Origin of the sequence: Burkholderia sp. RS01 (genome assembly GCF_039748055.1) — a bacterium.
Taxonomy (GTDB): domain Bacteria; phylum Actinomycetota; class Actinomycetes; order Actinomycetales; family Micrococcaceae; genus Arthrobacter.
This window is the reverse complement of the sequence record NZ_JBDLAK010000006.1, coordinates 126,767-145,653: the sequence shown is the minus strand read 5'-3', so window position 1 is coordinate 145,653 and position 18,887 is coordinate 126,767. Positions and strand designations below refer to the sequence as shown.

Annotated in this window: 21 protein-coding genes and 1 pseudogene; 16 read left to right on the top strand and 6 right to left on the bottom strand. The window is 66.4% G+C overall.

Annotated features, from left to right (window positions below):
- The first annotated feature begins 21 nt into the window (after positions 1 to 21).
- The 7 genes from ABFP37_RS07925 to ABFP37_RS07895 all read left to right on the top strand — a co-directional run bounded on the left by ABFP37_RS07925 (position 22) and on the right by ABFP37_RS07895 (position 8,067).
- Positions 22 to 972 carry an ABC transporter ATP-binding protein gene (locus ABFP37_RS07925; protein WP_347033192.1) on the top strand — a complete coding sequence of 317 codons (951 nt, stop codon included), beginning with the start codon at positions 22 to 24 and terminating at the stop codon, positions 970 to 972.
- Positions 969 to 1,877: a hypothetical protein gene (locus ABFP37_RS07920; protein WP_347033191.1), complete on the top strand. Its 909-nt coding sequence runs from the start codon at positions 969 to 971 to the stop codon at positions 1,875 to 1,877. The genes ABFP37_RS07925 and ABFP37_RS07920 overlap by 4 nt, the downstream gene beginning before the upstream one ends.
- Before the next feature lie 27 nt (positions 1,878 to 1,904).
- Entirely contained in the window at positions 1,905 to 3,245 is a 1,341-nt protein-coding gene (locus ABFP37_RS07915) for a sensor histidine kinase (protein WP_347033190.1), read from the top strand.
- Positions 3,242 to 3,946, top strand: coding sequence for a response regulator transcription factor (locus tag ABFP37_RS07910; protein WP_078028406.1), 705 nt, complete (start codon positions 3,242 to 3,244; stop codon positions 3,944 to 3,946). Before ABFP37_RS07915 ends, ABFP37_RS07910 begins: the two co-directional genes overlap by 4 nt.
- 84 nt (positions 3,947 to 4,030) lie before the next feature.
- The gene (locus ABFP37_RS07905) at positions 4,031 to 4,966 is read left to right on the top strand and encodes an intradiol ring-cleavage dioxygenase (RefSeq protein ID WP_347033189.1); all 936 of its coding nucleotides are present in this window, start codon (positions 4,031 to 4,033) and stop codon (positions 4,964 to 4,966) included.
- A 36-nt stretch (positions 4,967 to 5,002) separates the two neighbouring features.
- Positions 5,003 to 6,388, top strand: coding sequence for a M18 family aminopeptidase (locus tag ABFP37_RS07900; RefSeq protein ID WP_347033188.1), 1,386 nt, complete (start codon positions 5,003 to 5,005; stop codon positions 6,386 to 6,388).
- Positions 6,389 to 6,627: 239 nt separating this feature from the next.
- Positions 6,628 to 8,067, top strand: a complete 1,440-nt coding sequence (locus ABFP37_RS07895; RefSeq protein ID WP_347033187.1) for an amino acid permease — start codon at positions 6,628 to 6,630, stop codon at positions 8,065 to 8,067.
- A gap of 156 nt (positions 8,068 to 8,223) precedes the next feature.
- Here the strand turns inward: ABFP37_RS07895 and ABFP37_RS07890 are convergent, their stop codons facing one another.
- Entirely contained in the window at positions 8,224 to 8,559 is a 336-nt protein-coding gene (locus ABFP37_RS07890; RefSeq protein WP_347033186.1) for a YnfA family protein, read from the bottom strand.
- 334 nt (positions 8,560 to 8,893) lie between these two features.
- Between ABFP37_RS07890 and rpsF the strand changes: the two genes are divergently transcribed.
- The 4 genes from rpsF (at position 8,894) to rplI (ending at position 10,670) form a co-directional block, all read left to right on the top strand.
- Positions 8,894 to 9,199: a 30S ribosomal protein S6 gene (rpsF, locus tag ABFP37_RS07885; RefSeq protein WP_015939036.1), complete on the top strand. Its 306-nt coding sequence runs from the start codon at positions 8,894 to 8,896 to the stop codon at positions 9,197 to 9,199.
- 55 nt (positions 9,200 to 9,254) lie between these two features.
- Positions 9,255 to 9,833: a single-stranded DNA-binding protein gene (locus ABFP37_RS07880; RefSeq protein WP_078028401.1), complete on the top strand. Its 579-nt coding sequence runs from the start codon at positions 9,255 to 9,257 to the stop codon at positions 9,831 to 9,833.
- Positions 9,834 to 9,960: 127 nt separating this feature from the next.
- On the top strand, positions 9,961 to 10,200 hold the full coding sequence (rpsR, locus tag ABFP37_RS07875) for a 30S ribosomal protein S18 (protein ID WP_003800144.1): 240 nt from the start codon (positions 9,961 to 9,963) through the stop codon (positions 10,198 to 10,200).
- A gap of 17 nt (positions 10,201 to 10,217) precedes the next feature.
- The gene (gene rplI / locus ABFP37_RS07870; protein ID WP_078028400.1) at positions 10,218 to 10,670 is read left to right on the top strand and encodes a 50S ribosomal protein L9; all 453 of its coding nucleotides are present in this window, start codon (positions 10,218 to 10,220) and stop codon (positions 10,668 to 10,670) included.
- Positions 10,671 to 10,786: 116 nt separating this feature from the next.
- Here the strand turns inward: rplI and ABFP37_RS07865 are convergent, their stop codons facing one another.
- Positions 10,787 to 11,209 carry a DUF1801 domain-containing protein gene (locus ABFP37_RS07865; protein ID WP_078028399.1) on the bottom strand — a complete coding sequence of 141 codons (423 nt, stop codon included), beginning with the start codon at positions 11,207 to 11,209 and terminating at the stop codon, positions 10,787 to 10,789.
- Between the two features lie 113 nt (positions 11,210 to 11,322).
- Here ABFP37_RS07865 and ABFP37_RS07860 point away from each other — a divergent pair, with 113 nt between their 5' ends.
- The 3 genes from ABFP37_RS07860 (at position 11,323) to ABFP37_RS07850 (ending at position 13,317) form a co-directional block, all read left to right on the top strand.
- Positions 11,323 to 12,183, top strand: coding sequence for a PhzF family phenazine biosynthesis protein (locus ABFP37_RS07860; protein WP_185982362.1), 861 nt, complete (start codon positions 11,323 to 11,325; stop codon positions 12,181 to 12,183).
- A 141-nt stretch (positions 12,184 to 12,324) separates the two neighbouring features.
- Positions 12,325 to 12,951 carry an FMN reductase gene (locus ABFP37_RS07855; protein ID WP_347033185.1) on the top strand — a complete coding sequence of 209 codons (627 nt, stop codon included), beginning with the start codon at positions 12,325 to 12,327 and terminating at the stop codon, positions 12,949 to 12,951.
- Positions 12,952 to 12,999: 48 nt separating this feature from the next.
- Positions 13,000 to 13,317 carry a zf-TFIIB domain-containing protein gene (locus ABFP37_RS07850; RefSeq protein WP_347033227.1) on the top strand — a complete coding sequence of 106 codons (318 nt, stop codon included), beginning with the start codon at positions 13,000 to 13,002 and terminating at the stop codon, positions 13,315 to 13,317.
- 29 nt (positions 13,318 to 13,346) lie between these two features.
- Here the strand turns inward: ABFP37_RS07850 and ABFP37_RS07845 are convergent, their stop codons facing one another.
- Positions 13,347 to 13,898, bottom strand: coding sequence for a hypothetical protein (locus ABFP37_RS07845; RefSeq protein ID WP_347033184.1), 552 nt, complete (start codon positions 13,896 to 13,898; stop codon positions 13,347 to 13,349).
- A 16-nt stretch (positions 13,899 to 13,914) separates the two neighbouring features.
- Positions 13,915 to 14,382 (bottom strand): hypothetical protein, encoded by a 468-nt coding sequence (locus ABFP37_RS07840; RefSeq protein ID WP_078028397.1) that lies wholly within the window; start codon positions 14,380 to 14,382, stop codon positions 13,915 to 13,917.
- A 662-nt stretch (positions 14,383 to 15,044) separates the two neighbouring features.
- On the opposite strand from ABFP37_RS07840, the gene dnaB reads away from it, so the two are divergent.
- On the top strand, positions 15,045 to 16,427 hold the full coding sequence (gene dnaB / locus ABFP37_RS07835) for a replicative DNA helicase (protein WP_078028396.1): 1,383 nt from the start codon (positions 15,045 to 15,047) through the stop codon (positions 16,425 to 16,427).
- 6 nt (positions 16,428 to 16,433) lie between these two features.
- Here dnaB and ABFP37_RS07830 read toward each other — a convergent pair whose 3' ends face one another.
- Both ABFP37_RS07830 and ABFP37_RS07825 read right to left on the bottom strand, forming a co-directional pair.
- Positions 16,434 to 16,946: an acyl-CoA thioesterase gene (locus tag ABFP37_RS07830; protein WP_347033226.1), complete on the bottom strand. Its 513-nt coding sequence runs from the start codon at positions 16,944 to 16,946 to the stop codon at positions 16,434 to 16,436.
- Positions 16,947 to 17,129: 183 nt separating this feature from the next.
- Positions 17,130 to 17,405: pseudogene (locus ABFP37_RS07825) on the bottom strand (acyl-CoA thioesterase); the annotation flags it as partial.
- 119 nt (positions 17,406 to 17,524) lie between these two features.
- Here ABFP37_RS07825 and aztD point away from each other — a divergent pair.
- The gene (gene aztD, locus ABFP37_RS07820; RefSeq protein ID WP_347033183.1) at positions 17,525 to 18,832 is read left to right on the top strand and encodes a zinc metallochaperone AztD; all 1,308 of its coding nucleotides are present in this window, start codon (positions 17,525 to 17,527) and stop codon (positions 18,830 to 18,832) included.
- Positions 18,833 to 18,887 lie beyond the last annotated feature (55 nt).

Genomic DNA, 18,887 nt, shown 5'->3' with positions numbered 1-18,887 from the left:
GCTACGCAAAGGAACGCTTCCATGATCGAGGCACAAGGCCTGACGAAGGTCTACGGCGACAAAACCGCCGTCGGCGGCGTCAACTTCACTGTCCAAGCCGGCCAAGTCACTGGCTTCCTGGGCCCCAACGGAGCCGGCAAATCAACCACCATGCGCATGATCATGGGGCTGGATACGCCGACGGCGGGAAGGGTCACCGTGAACGGCGTCCCGTTCGCGCGCCACGTCGCGCCGCTGCGTGAGATCGGGGCGCTGCTGGACGCTAAGGCCGTCCACACGAGCCGCTCCGCCTACAACCACCTGCTGGCCATGGCAGCCACCCACAGCATCCCCAAGAAGCGCGTCCACGAAGTCATCGAGATGACGGGCCTGGCGGACGTCGCGCGGAAGAAGGTCAAGGGCTTCTCGCTCGGCATGGGGCAGCGGCTGGGCATCGCCGCCGCGCTCCTGGGCGATCCGCAGACCATCATCCTGGACGAGCCCGTCAACGGGCTGGACCCGGAAGGCGTCGTCTGGGTGCGCAACCTCGTCAAGTTCCTGGCCTCGGAGGGCCGCACCGTGTTCCTGTCCAGCCACCTCATGAGCGAGATGGCCCTGACAGCGGACCACCTGATCGTGATCGGCCGCGGCAAGATCATCGCCGACGCCCCCATCAAGGACCTCATCACCGGCAAGGGACAGAGCCGCACGCGCGTCCGCACGGACCAGCCGGACCAGCTCATGCATGCCCTCGCAGGAGCCGGCGTTTCCGTTGAAGTGCAGGACTACGAACTCCTCGAGGTCAAGGGGCTCGATCCGCGCCGGATCGCCCGTACTGCCCTCGACAACCACGTCATGGTGTACGAACTCACTCCGCTCCAGGCCAGCCTTGAAGAGGCCTACATGGAGCTGACCAAGGACGAGGTCGAATACCACTCGCTGATCACCACGGGAGCCCCTGTTCCCGCCCAGTCCGGAGGCCACCAGTCATGAGCTCAACCACCTTGGATTCCACCCCTTCCCGCCGCGGCGCGCACACTGCAAACGGTGCTGCCCCTAGCGATGCGGGCCGCCCGGCCGGCGCCGGCATTGGTCCCGGCCCCACATTTTTCCGGGTGCTGAACTCCGAATTCATCAAGTTCCGCACCCTGCTGTCCACCCTGGTCCTCCTCGCCTCCACGGCCGTGGTCATGGTCGGGTTCGGTGCGCTGTCAGCCTGGGGAACAGGCCAGTTCGCGGACGCGGCAGGTTCCGACCCCCAGGCGGCCGAAGCCATCGCTGCCCAGGGCGGCGATCTGGCGGTCACCGTGCCAACGTCCGGCATCGCCTTCGCGCAGCTGATCCTGGGGTCCCTCGGCGTGCTGCTGATGAGCTCCGAATTCACCACCGGCATGGCCCGCTCCACGTTTGCTGCCGTTCCGAAGCGGCTCCCGGCGTTTGTCGCCAAGCTCGTAGTGGTCATGGTCAGTGCCTTTCTCCTGACGGCGGTGTCCACTTACGTGGCCGGCTTGGTCTCGGTGCCGATCCTGGACAACTACGGCCTCAAACTGGACCTTGCCAGCTCGCAGTCGGTCAAGCTGCTGCTCGTCAACAGCGCCTACGTAGCGGCCGTGGCAGCGATCGGCATGGCGCTCGGCACCATCGTCCGCAACTCGGCCGGCGGCATCATGAGCCTCGTGGGCCTGTTCTTCGTGGCGCCCATTGCCTTCCAGCTGATCCCCGGCGACTTCTTCGTGGAGGCCCGCAAGTACCTGCCCGGAAACACCATCAGTCCGCTGACCGCGGTGGAACACGTTCCGGAGACGCTCGAAGTCTGGCAGGCCGCCCTGGTACTGGGCGCCTGGGTGCTGGTGCCGGTGGGGCTGGCCATGGTCCTGCTCAAGAAGCGCGACGTATAGTCCGGAGCGTACCTTTAGGCTCAACCCATGAGTGAAGCTGTTTCCGTGAAGGACGCGCCAGCCGGCCCGGCTGACGCGTCCTTCGCCGAGATCGCCGCCCGTCGGCGCGGCCGCGTGCGCCGGTACCTGCACCGGCATCCGCGGGTGATGGATGCGGTGGTGGTGGCCTGCTACGTCCTGCTGGTGACGCCCACAGTAGTGGACTCCGTGACGGCCGGTGGCTGGCTGCCGCCCGCGCTGCTCGCCGGCGTCGCGCTTGCCCTGTACTTCCGGCGGCAATATCCCGTCCCCGTAGTGGCCGTCATCGCGGCGGTGGAAGTGGCGGTCACCCTGCTGCATCCGTGGGGTTCCAACGTTTCGGCGGGGCTGTGGTTCTCGCTCTACGCGGTTGCCGTGGTGCACACCCGGCGCTTCGCCCTGGTCACGCTGGCCCTTGTGACCGCGCCGCTGGCGCTGCTGTACTTCTTCGCGGCGGTTGGCCCGCTGGAGCGGGAACTGCCGCGCTCCGCGGCGTCTCCGGAGGAATTCCAGCTCATCTCGAGCATCGCCGCGGGCACCAGCATCGCGCTCTCCAACGTCATTGCCACGGGAATCGGGATCTCGGTGCGCCAGCGCAGGGAGCACGAGCAGGAGGTCGCGGCCTGGGCCGCGCAGGCTGCACGGCTCGGCTCCGTCAACGAGCGGAACCGGATAGCGCGGGAGATGCACGACGTCGTGGCGCACTCGCTGACCGTGATGATCACGTTGTCGGACGGAGCCGCCGTCGTGGTCCGGAAGGATCCGGAACGTGCCGCGGACGTGCTGGCCGAGTTGTCCCGGACCGGGCGGACCGCCCTGGCGGACATGCGCCGCGTGCTGGGCGTCCTTCGCGATGACACGGCCGCCGGACAGGCGCCCCGCGAACCGCTGGCAGCCGGGGACAGCCTCGCCAAGCTGCTCGACGGCTTCCGCACAGCGGGCCTGCCGGTCCACTACTCGCACACGGGCCCGGCGCTGCCGGAGGACGCTGCCTTCCAGCTCACCGTGTACCGGATCGTGCAGGAGTCGCTCACCAATGTCCTGCGTTACGGCCGGGCACTGAGCCGGGTGGACGTCCTGGTGGTCCGGGACGATTCCACCGTCACCATTGAAGTGATCGACGACGGCAGGGGCACCGCCGAGGGCTCCGCCGGCACGGCATCCCCCGGTTCCGCGTCCCTTGGCACCGGAACACACGGTGCCGGATCCCTTGGATCCGGACAGGGTCTGCCGGGGATGAAGGAACGCGCCGGAATCTACGGCGGTACCGTGGAGGCGGGCCGTGCCGTCAACGGCGGGTGGCGCGTGCGGGCCGTGCTGCAACTGAACGGAAACAAGGGGGACGAATGAACGACGACGGACGCATCCGGGTTCTGCTGGTGGATGACCAGCCGCTGCTTCGAATGGGCTTTCGCCTGATTCTTGAGGGGGAAGACGACCTCGAGGTGGTCGGCGAGGCGTCCGACGGAGCGGAGGCGATTGCCCGGGTGCGCGAGCTCACCCCGGACGTGGTCCTCATGGACGTCCGGATGCCGGTCCTCGACGGCATCGAGGCGACCCGCGCCATCGCGGGCTCGGGCGCCTGCTCGCGGATCATCATCCTGACCACCTTCGACCTCGATGAATACGCCTTCGCCGGCCTGCAGGCAGGAGCGTCGGCCTTCCTGCTCAAGGATGTGGCGCCCGCCGACCTGGTCCGGGCCGTCAGGGTGGTGGCGAGCGGCGACGCCGTCGTGGCCCCCCGCATCACCCGGCGCCTGCTGGAAACGTACGTCCGGGGCAACGGGGTGCCCGCAGATGCGCCCTCCGCTTCGCCGGGCCACCGTGATCCGCTGCTCGAGGACCTCACGCCGCGGGAGACCGAAATGCTGGAGGCGATGTCCGAGGGTCTGTCCAACGCGGAGATCGCGCACAGGTACTTCCTTTCAGAAGCCACGGTGAAGACCCATGTGCGGCGGATCCTCACCAAGCTGCACCTCCGCGACCGGGTGCAGGCCGTGGTTTATGCCTACGAGACCGGCCTCGTGACACCGAGCAACCCGGATTACTGACCCGGACTGCTGACCCGGCACGCGCACAGCCTCCACACAGGATGGCCCTATACAGGCCATAGCTGCCTCGAGTTTCATGGAGCCATGACTCCTTCACCCCGCACCCCCGGCCGGCAGGACGCTCCGCATGAGCCCCACCCCAACCACGACCGCGGCCTCGAGTTCGACCTCTCCACGCTGATGACCCGCCGGTCCCTGGGGATGTTCTTTGGGGCAGGCACGGCGGCAGCTGCGCTGGCGGCGTGCACACCGGGCGGTTCCTCCGGTTCCGCAGCCACCACCGGAACGTCGTCCGCGTCCGCCGGATCCACAGCGCCGGCGACGGCGCCGGCGGCCTCCGCGTCGTCCTCCGCCGCCGCGTCCCCCACGGTGACCCGGGCGATCGCCGAGTGCAGCGTGGAGATCCCGCAGGAGACAGCCGGGCCCTACCCGGGCGACGGGTCCAACGGGCCGAATGCACTCGAGGCGTCCGGCGTGGTGCGGCAGGACATCACCTCCAGCTTCGGGACGTCGACCACGAAGGTCGACGGCGTGCCGCTCACCGTCACGCTGACGCTGCTCGAGAACGCCAACGGCTGTGTTCCGCTGGCTGGCGCCGCCGTCTACGCCTGGCACTGTGACCGGGACGGAAAGTACTCCCTGTACGATTCCGGGCTGGAAAACGAGAACTATCTCCGCGGCGTGCAGGAGGCAGACGCCAACGGCCAGGTCACGTTCAAGACCATCTACCCGGGTGCCTACAACGGCCGCTGGCCGCACATCCACTTCGAAGTCTTCCAATCCATGAACAACGCCACGGCGGCCGGGCAGGTGCTCGCGGTCTCGCAGATCGCGCTGACCGACGCTGCCTGCAGGGAGGTCTACGCCTCTGCCGGCTATGAGACCAGCGCCCGGAATTTCCCCAACACCACGCTGAAGTCGGACAACGTCTTCGGCGACGACGGCGGCATCTACCAGCTGGCCGCCATGTCCGGTTCCGTCTCGGCCGGCTACACGGCGGGCCTGAACGTCACCGTCTAGGCCGTCTCCGTCCAGGGCGGCGCTAGACTCGGAGCCATGCCTCTCCACACCTCTGCCGCAGACCACATCCGGGACCTCGGCGACTATGTCAGCGCCGCGCCGTCGAGCTTTCACGCCGCTCACGAAGGTGCCCGGCGGCTGGAGGCGGCCGGTTTCACCGGCCTGGATGAGCTGCAGGCCTGGGATGCTGCCGCGGGCAAGTATTATGTGATCCGCGACGGCGCCCTGATCGCGTGGGTGACGCCGGAGGGCGCGGGCCCCACCACGGGCTTCAACATCCTCGGCGCGCACACCGATTCGCCGTCCTTCAAACTCAAGCCCAAACCCACCACGGGCAGGTTCGGGTGGCTGCAGGCCGGCGTGGAAGTCTACGGCGGGCCCCTGCTGAACTCCTGGCTGGACCGCGAACTGCAGCTCGCCGGGCGCCTCGTCATGCTCGACGGCACCCAGCACCTCACCGCCACCGGCCCGCTGCTGCGCTTTCCGCAACTGGCCATCCACCTGGACCGGGCTGTAAACGACGGACTCACCCTGGACAAGCAGCAGCACATGAACCCGGTGTTCGGGCTCGGCGATCCGGCCGGCGAGGACCTCCTCGCGCTGCTGGCCGAGCGGGTGTCAGGCAACGGCGCCGGTCCGGGCCGCGGCGCCGCAGGGGGCGGGGCGCCGGTTGATCCGGAACAGATCGGCGGGTACGACGTCGTCATTGCAGACACGCAGCCACCCGCGGTTTTCGGGGCGAAGAGCGAGTTTTTCGCCTCCGGGCGGTTGGACAACCTTTCGGCCACGCATGCCGGACTGGCGGCGCTGATTGCGCATGCGGATGCGAATGGCCAGAGCCCGGCGGTTTCAACAGGCTCAACCAGCGGGTCCGGACCGGCGCCGATCGCCGTGCTGGCGGCCTTCGACCATGAGGAAATCGGGTCGGCCTCGCGCTCGGGGGCGTGCGGGCCCGTGCTCGAAGACGTCCTGGTCCGCATCTCGGACGGACTGGGTGCGTCGGCGGGCCAGCGGCGGCAGGCGTTTGCGGCGTCGTTCTGTGTCTCTGCCGACGCGGGCCACGCCGTCCATCCCAACTATCCTGAGCGGCACGACCCCGTTAACCGGCCCGTTCTCAATGGCGGCCCGCTGCTGAAAATCAATGCCAACCAGCGGTATGCCACCGACGCCGCGGGCGCCGCACTCTGGGCCCGGCTGTGCGGCGAGGCCGGCGTCCCCTACCAGGAGTTCGTCTCCAACAACGTGATGCCCTGCGGCTCCACCATCGGGCCGCTGACCGCGACCCGGCTGGGCATCCGGACCGTGGACGTGGGCGTGCCCCTGCTCTCCATGCACTCGGCAAGGGAGCTTTGCGGGGTGGAGGATCCGCACCGCCTCGCCCGCGTCACGGAACTGTTCTTCGGCACGCCCGCGGAGCCGTAACCGGCGCGGCCGAACATTTCAGCCCCGTTACAGAATTGTCCTCTGAACAACACTTGTTGCTTAGTTATGCCTGCGGCTGGGAGAATGTCCGTTTTCCGGGCTTGTAAACTGTGTCACTGCACAGCCCGGTCCGACCGATGGCTCCTTTAGTGTGAAACGCACATGTGGTCCGCGGCACACGCCCCAAACCGGCCCGACCCCACCCCAAGACCTGAAATCAACAAGAGGACGGCGCATCCATGCACGCTGACCAGCAACTCTCAAAATCCCTGAAACCCCGGCACCTGTCCATGATCGCCATCGCGGGCGTCATCGGCGCCGGGCTGTTTGTGGGTTCCGGCGCCGCAATCCAGCAGGCAGGTCCGGGCATCCTGCTGGCATACATGGCCGCGGGGATCGTGGTCATCCTGGTGATGCGGATGCTGGGCGAAATGGCCGCCGCCAATCCCGAGACCGGGTCCTTCTCCACCTACGCGGACAAGGCACTGGGGCGCTGGGCGGGCTTCAGCATCGGCTGGCTCTATGCGTGGTTCTGGATCATCGTGCTGGGCATCGAGGCCACCGCCGGCGCGGCCATCATGCACCGCTGGGTGCCGGGCATCGACCAGTGGGTCTGGGCCCTGGTGCTCATGGTGCTGCTGACCCTGACCAACCTCGGCTCGGTGAAGTCCTACGGTGAATTCGAGTTCTGGTTCGCTTCCATCAAGGTCACCGCGATCGTCCTGTTCCTCATTTTCGGCATTGCGGCGATCCTGGGCCTGATCCCGGGGGTTCCGGCCCCGGGCATCAGCAACCTGATCGAGAACGGCGGCTTCCTGCCGAACGGCCCGGGAGCCGTGCTGGCCGGAATCCTCGTGGTGGTCTTTTCCTTCTTCGGAGCCGAGATCGCCACCATCGCCGCCGGCGAATCGGAAAACCCCGTGGACGCCGTGAAGAAGGCCGTGAAATCCACCGTCTGGCGCATCCTGGTTTTCTACATCGGTTCCATTGCCATCGTGGTCACCCTGCTGCCGTGGAATTCCGCCACCGTCGCCAAGAGCCCGTATGTCGCCGTCATCGAGCTGTTCGGCATCCCGGGGGCCGGCACCATCATGGACATCGTGGTGCTCACCTCGGTGCTGTCCTGCCTGAACTCCGGCCTCTACACGGCCAGCCGCATGCTCTTCTCACTTTCCCGCCGGGGTGACGCACCCAAGTCCTGGATGAAGATTTCCAAGCGCGGCGTGCCCGCTGCGGCTGTGCTGGCCTCCACGGTGGTCGGCTTCATCACCGTGGGACTGAACTACATCGCCCCGGACACGGTATTTCTGTTCCTGGTGAACACATCCGGTGCCATCGCCCTGTTCGTCTGGCTGGTGATCGCCGCTTCACAGCTGATCCTGCGCCGCCGCATGGGAGCGGCAGCCAAGGATCTTGAGCTGAAGATGTGGCTGTTCCCGTACCTGACCTGGCTGTCGATCGGCAGCATCGTTGCCCTCATCATCGGCATGATGATCCTGGATTCCACCCGTGAATCGCTCCTGCTGTCCATCGCCCTGGCCGCCGTCGTGGTGGGTATCGGCCTGTGGCGCTACCGCAAGGGCGGTACAGAGGCCGTCCCGGCAGGGACTGGCGCTCCGGCCGCAACGGCCGCTCCCGAGGTTGAAGGCGTCGGCGCGGGGACCGGGCCGGCGTCGTAAGTTCTCCGCAACCGCTTTTGCTCCAACACGAGACCGCCTGTCCGGCGGGCCCACCAGGGCCCGGGACGGGCGGTTTTGTCGTCCCGGGCCCTGGTCGTCCCGGGTGGATGGGCCGCGCGGTGGATGGGCCCCGCGCCAGGGCCGGCCCGGCCTGGTTCAGCCCTGGCGCGGGGCGAACATGATCACGGCCACGCCGGCCAGGCATACTGCGGTGCCGATGACGTCCCAGCGGTCCGGCCGGAAGCCATCCAGCACCACGCCCCAGGCCAGAGAGCCCGCGATGAAGACCCCTCCGTAGGCAGCCAGCACGCGGCCGAAGTTTGCATCGGGCTGAAAGGCGGCCACAAAGCCGTAGATCCCCAGGGCCACCACGCCCAGCCCCGCCCACCACCAGGCCCGGTCCTCACGCACTGACTGCCAGATCAGCCAGGCGCCGCCGATCTCTGCCACGGCGGCCAGCGTGAAAAGAAGCAAGGATTTCAGCATCGTCATGGCTCCAGTATTCCGTCCGGCTGGAGTTATCCACATGGGCCTGCCGGATGCTGGCCACGATCCAGGCCGGAACATAGATTTGCTGGGACAGCGGTACTCGGACAGAAACTGGACGGCATGGCACAGCAGCACCCTTTAGCCGGCATCTCCGCCGAGCCGGCCAGCCGCCCTCCGCCCGGCCCGAATCGCGGAAACCCGCTCCGATGCACTAAGATATTGAAGTCTGTGCTGCGCCCTGCCTCCGTTTTGGCTGCCGGGTGCGCACGGCATCGCAAATGAACCTCCTGTTACGGAAATGCCGTAACCGCTTAGCCCAAAGGAGGTGGGTTCACATATGCGTCCTTACGAATTGATGGTAATCATCGACCCCGAGGTCGAAGAGCGTACCGTAGAGCCGTCGCTTCAGAAGTTCCTGAATGTCATCACCAACGATGGTGGAACCATCGAAAAGGTTGACATCTGGGGCCGTCGTCGCCTCGCCTATGACATCAAGAAGAAGTCCGAAGGTATCTACGCCGTGGTGAACTTCACCGCCAAGCCGGAAACCGCCAAGGAACTTGACCGCCAGCTGAGTCTCAACGAGACCATCATGCGCACCAAGATCACCCGCCCCGAAGAGCAGAAGGTCGTTGCTGAGTAATTTCAGCTCCCGGCTTTTATTCTTTACCCCGCAGGAACGAACAAGGAGGCAGTAGATGGCAGGCGAAACCACTATTACGGTCATCGGTAATCTCACCAATGACCCCGAACTGAGGTTCACACCGTCAGGTTCGGCAGTAGCGAACTTCACCATCGCTTCCACGCCTCGCACCTTCGACCGCCAGTCCAATGAGTGGAAGGACGGGGAAACCCTGTTCCTCCGCGCATCGGTGTGGCGCGAAGCAGCCGAAAACGTCGCCGAGTCCCTGACAAAGGGCATGCGCGTGATCGTAAATGGCCGCCTGAAGAGCCGTTCCTACGAAACAAAAGAAGGCGAAAAGCGCACCGTTATCGAGCTCGAAGTCGATGAAATCGGCCCGAGCCTGCGCTACGCCAACGCCAAGGTCAACCGCACCCAGCGCTCCGGCGGTCAGGGTGGCCAGGGTGGCTTCGGCGGAGGCAACAGCGGCGGTGGATTCGGTGGCGGCCAGGGTGCAAACCAGGGCGGCAACGCCGGAGGAACCTGGGGCGGCAACCAGCCCGCAGCAGCGCAGGAAGACCCTTGGGCCACGCCCGGGGTCAGCAATGCGGGCGGCAGCTGGGGCAACGGCCCGGATTCCGAACCTCCCTTCTAAAACAACAAATTAAAGGTCCGACGCCGGAACCGCCCGGGTGCCGAAGGCACCATGGTGAATGCCGCCGGCGGACCACCACCATCCCGTGGATCAATATCCACGGGCTCCATAGAATAGGAGCTCCACGATGGCTAAGGCTGAACTCCGTAAGCCCAAACCAAAGTCCAACCCCTTGAAGGCCGCTGACATCACTGTCATCGACTACAAGGACGTAGCATTGCTGCGCAAGTTCATCTCCGACCGCGGAAAGATCCGCGCCCGTCGCGTCACTGGCGTCACGGTGCAGGAACAGCGCAAGATCGCCCAGGCAATCAAGAACGCCCGCGAAGTTGCTCTGCTGCCTTACTCCGGCGCTGGCCGCGGCTAAGGAAGGGATTAACTAACATGGCAAAGCTCATTCTGACCCACGAAGTAACCGGTCTCGGTGCTGCTGGCGACGTTGTCGAGGTCAAGGACGGTTACGCACGTAACTACCTGCTGCCCCGCAACTTCGCCCTGACCTGGTCCAAGGGCGGCGAGAAGCAGGTTGAGTCCATCAAGGCTGCCCGCGTTGCCCGCGAGCACGCTTCCCTGGAAGACGCTCAGAAGCAGGCCGCTGCACTCTCCGCCAAGCCGGTCAAGCTGGTCGTCAAGGCCGGCGAGACCGGACGCCTGTTCGGCACCGTCAAGCAGGCCGACGTGGCCGACGCTGTTGAGGCCGCTGGCCTTGGCCGCATCGACAAGCGCAAGGTTGAACTGCCGGCACACATCAAGTCGGTCGGTTCCTACCAGGCCAACGTCCGTCTTCACGACGACGTTGCCGCTGTGATCGAACTCGACGTAGTCGCAGGTAAGTAGCAGTTCCGGCTTCACGCCAGAGCGCTACGCAGTCCTGAACTGCTGGCAGCCCCCGCCGTCGGATTCCTCCGGGAAGCCGACCGCGGGGGTTGCCGCGTTAACCACCCGACGGCTGCTCAGGCCCGGTGAACGACGGTGGTGCAGTAGCGGTAGCCGAGCACGATGAGCTCGGCCAGCACCGCCTCGTCCACGTCAGCGAGTTTATTGACGTACAGGCAGCCCGCGCCCGTCCTGTGCTTGCCGAGCCGGGCCAGCAAGTCGGCGGACTCCGGCGAATTGGTCAGGCCGTACAGCGAAAGGCTGGCTCTCCGGGGCGAAAACCCCACGGCCGGCATGTCACCCTCGCGGCCGGTGGCGTACTTGTAGTGCACCCTGCCGAAGCCCACGATCGTGGGCCCCCACATCTCGGGCTCCTCGCCGGTCAGCTCCGCCATGAGGTCCCGCAGCCGGAGTCCGTCCCGACGCCGGACGGGGTGCTCCACCCCGGCGACGAATTCGTCCGCCGAAGCTCCGGTCACCTGCGTCTGGTTCTCCGTCATGGAGGCAGTCTACTTGCCTCGAATACGGCCGTGCGGGGCTAGGCCACGCGGCGCGTTCCGCCGGCAAGAGAGGCAGTTGACCCCGCCACTGTGGACGCTGGTAACCTGCAGCGGTGACCGATGAAACCGCCCCAGCCACCCGCCGTCGACCTTTCACGCAGGTGGACGTCTTCACGAGCGAACCGTACCGCGGGAACCCGCTGGCCGTCGTCGTCGATGCCGGTGGGCTTGACGCCGGGCAGATGCAGCAGTTCGCGAACTGGACCAACCTTTCCGAAACAACCTTCCTGCTCCCCCCGACGAAGCCGGAGGCGGACTACCGCGTCCGCATCTTCACCGGCAGCGAGGAATTTCCCTTCGCCGGCCACCCGACCCTCGGCTCCTCGCACGCCTGGCTCGAGGCCGGAGGCCGGCCGCAGCAGGAGGGAGTGCTCGTCCAGGAATGTGGCGCCGGCCTCGTGCGGGTGAAGCACGACGGCGGCAGGCTCGCTTTCGCGGCTCCGCCGCTGACGCGTTCGGGGCCGGTGTCTGAACCCGAGCTGCGCAGCATTGCCCAAGGCCTCGGACTGCCCCGCGAGGCGCTGCTGGACGCATCCTGGCTGGTCAACGGCCCTGACTGGATCGGCGTGCTGCTGGAGTCCGCCGAACGGGTGCTGGCCATCCGGCCCGCCTACGCGGCCATGGAAGGACTCAAGATCGGTGTCATCGGACCGCATGCCGCAGGTGCTGGCGCCGACTTCGAGGTCCGGACTTTCATCCCCGGAGACGCTGTGGCGGAAGACCCCGTCACCGGCAGCTTCAACGCAGGAGCCGCGGAGTGGCTGATCGGCACCGGCCATGCGCCGTCGTCGTACGTGGCCGCGCAAGGTACCGTGCTTGGACGCAAGGGGCGCATCCACATCGACGCCGAGGGCGGCGACATCTGGGTGGGCGGCAGCTCAGTGACGTGTATCCGGGGGACCGTGGACCTCTGAACGGCGCGGAGCGGTGACGGGCGCGAGCACGGGCGCGAGCGGCCCCTCGCGAGCGGCGGAATAAATGCGAAGTCCCCTGGGTTGAGCAGGTAGATGCAAACGCATGTACTGTCACTGGCAGTCGAACCTGAGGAGACCACCGTGGAGACCCGCCGTATCACCGTTCTGTCCGCCGGCCTGGGAGTGCCGTCGTCGAGCCGCCTGCTCGCCGACCAGCTCGCGGCAGCCGCCAAGCAGCGGCTGGAGGAGGCCGGCTACGAGGTCGCCGTGGATGTGCTGGAACTCCGCGATCTCGCCGTGGAGATCGCCAACAATTTCGTCACGGGCTACGCGGGTCCCCGCCTTGCCGATGCGATCGCCGGCGTTGAGGCGTCGGACGGCATCGTTGCCGTCACGCCAGTCTTCAGCGCCTCCTACAGCGGGCTGTTCAAGTCCTTCATGGATGTCCTGGATCCCAAGTCCCTGGACGGTAAGGCCGTGCTGCTGGGCGCCACAGGCGGCACCGACCGCCACCAGATGGTGCTCGAGTACGCCATGCGCCCGCTGTTCAGCTACCTGCGCACGCGTACGGCGGCTACTGCGGTCTTCGCGGGCCCCCAGGACTGGGGCAACACGGACGACGGCGGTACGCCCCTTTCCGCGCGGATCGACCGCGCTGCGGCCGAGTTCAGCCACCTGCTCGAGGGGGCGCAGCCGGGCCGGAAGGCCGCGCCGCTGGAGTCCCTGCCCTTTGAACAGCTGCTGGCGGGCATCGCGGGCGCACGGTAGGCGGGGGCGCGGGTGAACTATTCCCGGTATCCGCTCGTTGTGCCGGACATGAAGTGTCCTGTTGATTCTGTAGACCTGATCATGAGCGAACGCAGCGGCGTCGAAATCGACTACTGCCCCCAGTGCCGGGGGGTATGGCTTGACCGCGGGGAGCTGGACAAGATCATTGACCGTGTGGCCGCCGGGGGACCGGCGCCTGCCCCGGCTGTCGGCATGGCCCCGCCTCCGCTGTACCGGAACCACGAGCCGTGGCGTGAGCAGCCCCGCTACGATGACCGTGGCCACGGCAAGGGCCATGACCGTGACTACGACCGCCGCCGGCCCAAGAAGAAGGACGGCTGGCTGGGTGACCTCTTCGACTTCTAGTCGCTGCTGCGGGGTTCCCTGCCGGAGGCTTAGTCGTCAAGCAGCGCGATGAATTCGCGGGCCTGCTTCATGGTGATATCCGAGTGCCTGGTCAGCGCGGTGGCTGCGGCTTCCGTGTTGCCGCTTTTGGCGAGCGTACGGATGCGGCCGTAGATCTCGTCGTTCAGCATGTTGCTGCTGACCTCCCGGGTGACGTCGCCCTTGCTGGCGATGGCCCGGTACCGGTAAGGGAAGCGCTGCGGGGTGTCGTCGTCCGCATCGGCCTCGGTGGCCGCCTGGGGCGGCGGGCGGAACGGCTGCGGGTGGGCCGCCAGCGCGGCCACGGCATCGCGCGAGGCCCGGAGGCCCTGGCCTGAGGCCTCGTAGTAGAGCTTGATGGCGGCCATCGCCTGGCCCTGGGCGATCAGGGCATACAGCCGCCGGTGTTCGTCCTCCGAGAGCTTGGCGGCAGCCATTTTCGCCAGTTCCGCGGATTCCGGCGGTGCCTTGGCCGGCCCGGTGGCCTGTCGCCGGCGCCCCCAGGCCCGGGCCGTGAGGGCCACGGCGACGGCGACGGCCACGAGGATCAGGAGGGGGATCACGAGGGATTCCATTGTTCTAAAGCCGATCTACATATTGCTTGGCGGTCAAAAGGTCGGAGTGGGTTGCCTGGCGCAGAAGCTTGATTGCCTGGATTTTCTGCCCGTTGCGCGCCATGGACTGCAACTGGAGGGCCAGCTGCGGATCGAGCTGGCCGCCGGGCAGGACAGCGCCCTGGACAGCGTGCTGCCCCTGGCCTGCGGCCAACCCGGGCCGGCCCAGGAGCGCCGCCCGGGCGTGGTCCTGCTGCTGGGTGTGCTGTTGTTCGTTCTGGCTGGGCCGCGTCGCCGCATCAACGCGGGCACGGGCAGCCGTCGCGGCCTGGACCTGGGCGGCGTAGTGGGCCTGTGAGCGCCTGGCCAGATCCATCTGGTAGCGTTCCGCTTCCGACATGCCCGTATCCCGCGGCTTCAGTGCCGTGGACAGGGCCCAGAGGACAGCCATGAGGATAAGGACAGGCAATATGACTATCAGAACGTCGCCCATAGTTAGAGCTTAGGCCAGATGCGTGGTATCCACAGCATGTGCCGGAGCGCGAATACAGCGGAGGCTCCCGTCGCCGTACGGCCCTCCGGCGGCCAGGCTGTGAGTTTGCCCGCAAGAACCTCGCAAATGCGCATCCGGAAGCCCAAATTACCGGCCGGTATCCCCAGTAACCGGCTTCAGGCTGTGGATGAAGGTTCGTAAATAAATTATCCAGTCCACAGGGCAGAAGCAGTGTTTCCGCAGGTCAGGGCCTATGTAGACGCGAAAGAAATTTGATTTCCACAGCTTCACCCACAGGCTGTGCACAAGCAGGGGAGCGTTGTGCACAGGTTATCCACAGAGGTGCAGAACTGTGGGCTTTGTGCGTTGCCCGGCGGGCGCTAACGTAGCGGAGACACCCCATCAGGACGCGGTTCCCTTCCGGCCCGGCACACTGAAGCTGACGATTTCCGAGGCTCCGGATGCTCCGTGCTGCCTGTGGAAAACCTGTTGATGAGGCGTCGCTGCGGGGGCACGGCGTCAGCCGGAAAATGTCAGGGCCGGCTGGTGTAGTTGGACTAGCCGCGCAGCAAGTCCCGCTGGACGGCCCACCCACCCGGCATACGGCACACCCGCCGCAGATTCCCCACCGGGACCTGCGGACACAATGGAGGACGGCAGCTTTGTCAGTTACGCACCTGGACTCAATCGAGGGCACCCGCAGCTCCGAGGGCAGCCGCAAACCTCCGCAGGATATTCCGGCTGAACAGTCCGTCCTGGGCGGCATGATGCTCTCCAAGGACGCCATCGCGGACGTGGTGGAGATCCTCCGCGGCCAGGACTTCTACCGCCCTGCCCATGAAACCATCTACGAAGCCGTCATCGATCTCTACGGCCGCGGCGAACCGGCCGACGCCGTCACGGTATCGGACGAGCTGACCAAGCGCGGTGAGATCAACAGGATTGGCGGCCCGGCCTACCTCCACGAGCTGATCCAGACCGTTCCCACCGCCGCCAACGCCGGGTACTACGCCGAGATCGTGGCCGAACGGGCCGTTCTCCGGCGACTGGTCAACGCCGGTACCAAGATCGTCCAGCTGGGCTACGGCCAGGACGGCGAAGTCGAAGACCTCGTCAACCAGGCGCAGGCTGAGGTCTACGCCGTCGCCGAGCGCCGGACCGCCGAGGACTACGTCGTCCTGAAGGACGTCATGGAGTCCACGGTGGACGAGATCGAGGCTTCCGGCCACCGCGGCGAAGGCATGGTGGGCGTCCCCACCGGTTTCTACGAGCTGGACGAGCTCACCCACGGACTGCATCCGGGTCAGATGATCGTCATCGCGGCCCGCCCTGCTGTCGGTAAGTCCACCTTCGCGCTGGACTTTGCCCGCTCGGCTGCCATCAAGAACAACCTGGCCACGGTGATGTTCTCCCTCGAAATGGGCCGGAACGAGATTGCCATGCGCCTCCTGTCCGCCGAGGCCACCATCGGGCTGCAGGACCTCCGCAAGGGCACCATCAAGGACGAGCAGTGGTCCAAAATCGCGACCACCATGGGCCGCATGAACGATGCGCCGCTGTTCATTGACGACAGCCCCAACATGTCCCTCATGGAGATCAGGGCCAAGTGCCGGCGCCTCAAGCAGCAGCATGACCTCAAACTCGTCATCCTCGACTACCTGCAGCTCATGAGCTCCGGCAAGAAGGTGGAGTCCCGCCAGCAGGAGGTCTCGGAGTTCTCGCGTGCACTGAAGCTGCTCGCAAAGGAGCTGCAGGTCCCGGTCATCGCGCTGTCACAGCTGAACCGTGGGTCCGAGCAGCGCCAGGACAAGCGGCCCATGGTGTCAGACCTCCGTGAGTCGGGGTCCATCGAGCAGGACGCCGACATGGTGATCCTGCTGCACCGCGAGGACGTCTACGACAAAGAGTCCCCCCGGGCCGGTGAGGCGGACATCCTCATCGCCAAGCACCGTAACGGGCCCACGAAGGACATCGTGGTTGCTTTCCAGGGCCACTACTCGCGCTTTGCCAACATGGCGGCGGACGCCGGGGGCGGCGGGTTCTAGCCGGGCCTATGCGTCCTGCTGCAGCAAGTGGTTCGGCAGCCTGTTTCCCGGCGCGGCGGCACGGATTTCCAGCAGGTGGCGGGCATGCGCGTGGAGGCGCTTGTCCTCGTCCGAAACGGGCACCCATTGGGGAATCGGTACGGAGGTGCCCTCGGCGTCGCGGGCAACCATGACCGTGAGGCAGTAGGTGGTCAGGTTCAGTTCACCGCCCTTGGGGTCGCCCGAGCGGACATGTACTGCTACGTGCATACCTTTGGTGCCGGTGTAGACCAGCCTGGCCTCGACCTCCACCACATGGCCGATCAGGAGCGGGCGGTAGAAGCGGACGCCGCCGGAGAACACCGCCACGGTGTCCTTGCCGCAGTAGCGTGACGCGCAGACATAGGCCGCCTCGTCGATCCACTTCATGACGATCCCGCCGTGGACCTTCCCGCCCCAATTAACGTCCGTTGGCGCCGCCATGAACCGCAGCACCACGCGCTCGGCGGTGCCGGCGTCGGTATATTCCTGGGCGCTCATGGCCTCCACGATCTGTTCGCGGATACCGATGCGGGCCAGGGCGTGGTCCCGCTCCTCAAGTTCCTGCGCGGTGGCGGGTTCGAATTGCTTGACGGGAATGGGCTTGCCGTCCTCGCCCACGGCCACGAAGATCACCATGCACTGGCTGCGCATGGTGGCGGGCCCGCCCTTCGGGTCGCTGGAGGAGACGACGGTGCGGATGTGCATCGAGGACCGGCCGGTGTAAACGATGGTGGCGGCGACCTCCACCATGTCTCCGCTGTTGACGGGGTCCGCGAAGTGGATGTTCCCCACGTAGGCCGTGACGCAGTACGACTTGGCCCAGCCCACGGCGGCGGCGTAGGCGGCCTTGTCCACCCATTCCAGGACTGTTCCGGCGTCCACGGAGCCGCTATGGCCGACGTCGGTGGGGGCCGCTAGGAAGCGGAGGGTCACTGAATTCGCGGCAGTCTCGCTCATGCTCCGAGCTTACCGATGCGGCCAGGTTCCCGGCTTTTGGGCGGACATAATCGCCTCCCGGACTGCCACATGTGGAGTGCTGACACGGAACACTAAAGATAATGATTATCATTAGTGTCATGAATCTTTTACTCATCCACCCGCTCCCTGCTCCCGTCCGACTTAGCCTCCTCGCCGGGACGCTCGGCATCGCCGTCCTGCTCGCTGGCTGCGGCCAGGAGGCGGGCCGGACTGCCGGAACCCCGTCCGGTGCGGCGTCGGACCGGGAGGCGGCCCATCAGAACGCGGGCCCCCGGGAGGTGCGGGCGCCCGAACCGCGGCTCGTATTCACGCATGCGGGCGGCATCGGGGTGCTGGACGCGGCCACCCTGAAGACGGTCGGCGGGACGGAACTGGACGGGTATAACCGCCTCAGCCCTGCGGGGGACGGACGCCACATCCTCGTGGCAGCCGGTGACGCATTCCGCGTCTTCGATTCGGGCGTGTGGACCGAGCGCCACGGCGACCACGGCCACTCCTACGCAGCCGATCCTCAGCTGACAAGCCGTGCGTTCGAGGCGAGCATGCCGGGCCATGTGGTCCGGCATTCCGGTAAGACTGTCCTTTTCAGTGACGGATCAGGCCAGGTGGAGGTCTTCACGGCCGATCGACTTGGCGCGGCGCTGGAATCCGGGCTGCCGGCGACGTCCACCTACACCGCCCCCGCTGCCCACCACGGCGTGGCGGTGGAGCTGGCCGACGGTAAATTGCTGGTGACCGTGGGCGATGAGGAGGCCCGCAGTGGTGTCGCCCTGCTGGGCGTGGCTCCGGAAGGGCGGGCCCGTGCCGAGATCCTCCGCAGCGATGACTGCCCGGGAGTGCACGGCGAGGCCGTCGCGGGGGAGGATGCCGTTGCGTTCGGATGCGAGGACGGCATGCTGGTCTACAAGGAGGGGAAATTCTCGAAGATCTCCAGCCCCGACCCGTACGGCCGGATGGGCAACCAGGCGGGATCGCCGAAGTCACCGGTGGTACTCGCGGACTACAAGGCGGACAAAGACGCCGTCCTGGAGCGTCCCACCAGGATTTCCTTGGTGAACACCGACTCCGGGAAGCTGAAGCTGGTTGACCTCGGCACGAGCTATTCCTTCCGCTCCCTGGGTCGCGGACCTGCGGGGGAAGCTTTGGTCCTGGGGACCGACGGTGCCCTTCATGTGATCAATCCGCTGACCGGTGCAGTGACGAATAGCATCCCGGTTGTTCAGGCCTGGCAGGAGCCGGAGGTGTGGCAGAATCCCCGGCCCACGCTGTTCGTGCAGGGCGCCACGGCCTACGTCTCAGATCCCGCGGCCAAGAAGATCCACGCCGTGGACCTGAAGAGCGGAAAGGTGGTCAGGTCGGCCGAACTGGAGCACGTCCCGGATGAGCTGACTGGTGTAACCGGCTAGCAGCGGCGCCGATCCCTAGCGGATCGCAGGCGGAACCGTCCGCAAGCGAAACCGA

Excerpts from the sequence above, each read along its gene's own strand:
- ABFP37_RS07925 (WP_347033192.1), top strand. The coding sequence starts at position 22 with ATGATCGAGGCACAAGGCCTGACGAAGGTCTACGGCGACAAAACCGCC.
- ABFP37_RS07920 (WP_347033191.1), top strand. The coding sequence starts at position 969 with ATGAGCTCAACCACCTTGGATTCCACCCCTTCCCGCCGCGGCGCGCAC.
- ABFP37_RS07915 (WP_347033190.1), top strand. The coding sequence starts at position 1,905 with ATGAGTGAAGCTGTTTCCGTGAAGGACGCGCCAGCCGGCCCGGCTGAC.
- ABFP37_RS07910 (WP_078028406.1), top strand. The coding sequence starts at position 3,242 with ATGAACGACGACGGACGCATCCGGGTTCTGCTGGTGGATGACCAGCCG.
- ABFP37_RS07905 (WP_347033189.1), top strand. The coding sequence starts at position 4,031 with ATGACTCCTTCACCCCGCACCCCCGGCCGGCAGGACGCTCCGCATGAG.
- ABFP37_RS07900 (WP_347033188.1), top strand. The coding sequence starts at position 5,003 with ATGCCTCTCCACACCTCTGCCGCAGACCACATCCGGGACCTCGGCGAC.
- ABFP37_RS07895 (WP_347033187.1), top strand. The coding sequence starts at position 6,628 with ATGCACGCTGACCAGCAACTCTCAAAATCCCTGAAACCCCGGCACCTG.
- ABFP37_RS07890 (WP_347033186.1), bottom strand. The coding sequence starts at position 8,559 with ATGACGATGCTGAAATCCTTGCTTCTTTTCACGCTGGCCGCCGTGGCA.
- rpsF (WP_015939036.1), top strand. The coding sequence starts at position 8,894 with ATGCGTCCTTACGAATTGATGGTAATCATCGACCCCGAGGTCGAAGAG.
- ABFP37_RS07880 (WP_078028401.1), top strand. The coding sequence starts at position 9,255 with ATGGCAGGCGAAACCACTATTACGGTCATCGGTAATCTCACCAATGAC.
- rpsR (WP_003800144.1), top strand. The coding sequence starts at position 9,961 with ATGGCTAAGGCTGAACTCCGTAAGCCCAAACCAAAGTCCAACCCCTTG.
- rplI (WP_078028400.1), top strand. The coding sequence starts at position 10,218 with ATGGCAAAGCTCATTCTGACCCACGAAGTAACCGGTCTCGGTGCTGCT.
- ABFP37_RS07865 (WP_078028399.1), bottom strand. The coding sequence starts at position 11,209 with ATGACGGAGAACCAGACGCAGGTGACCGGAGCTTCGGCGGACGAATTC.
- ABFP37_RS07850 (WP_347033227.1), top strand. The coding sequence starts at position 13,000 with ATGAAGTGTCCTGTTGATTCTGTAGACCTGATCATGAGCGAACGCAGC.
- ABFP37_RS07840 (WP_078028397.1), bottom strand. The coding sequence starts at position 14,382 with ATGGGCGACGTTCTGATAGTCATATTGCCTGTCCTTATCCTCATGGCT.
- ABFP37_RS07830 (WP_347033226.1), bottom strand. The coding sequence starts at position 16,946 with ATGAGCGCCCAGGAATATACCGACGCCGGCACCGCCGAGCGCGTGGTG.
- aztD (WP_347033183.1), top strand. The coding sequence starts at position 17,525 with ATGAATCTTTTACTCATCCACCCGCTCCCTGCTCCCGTCCGACTTAGC.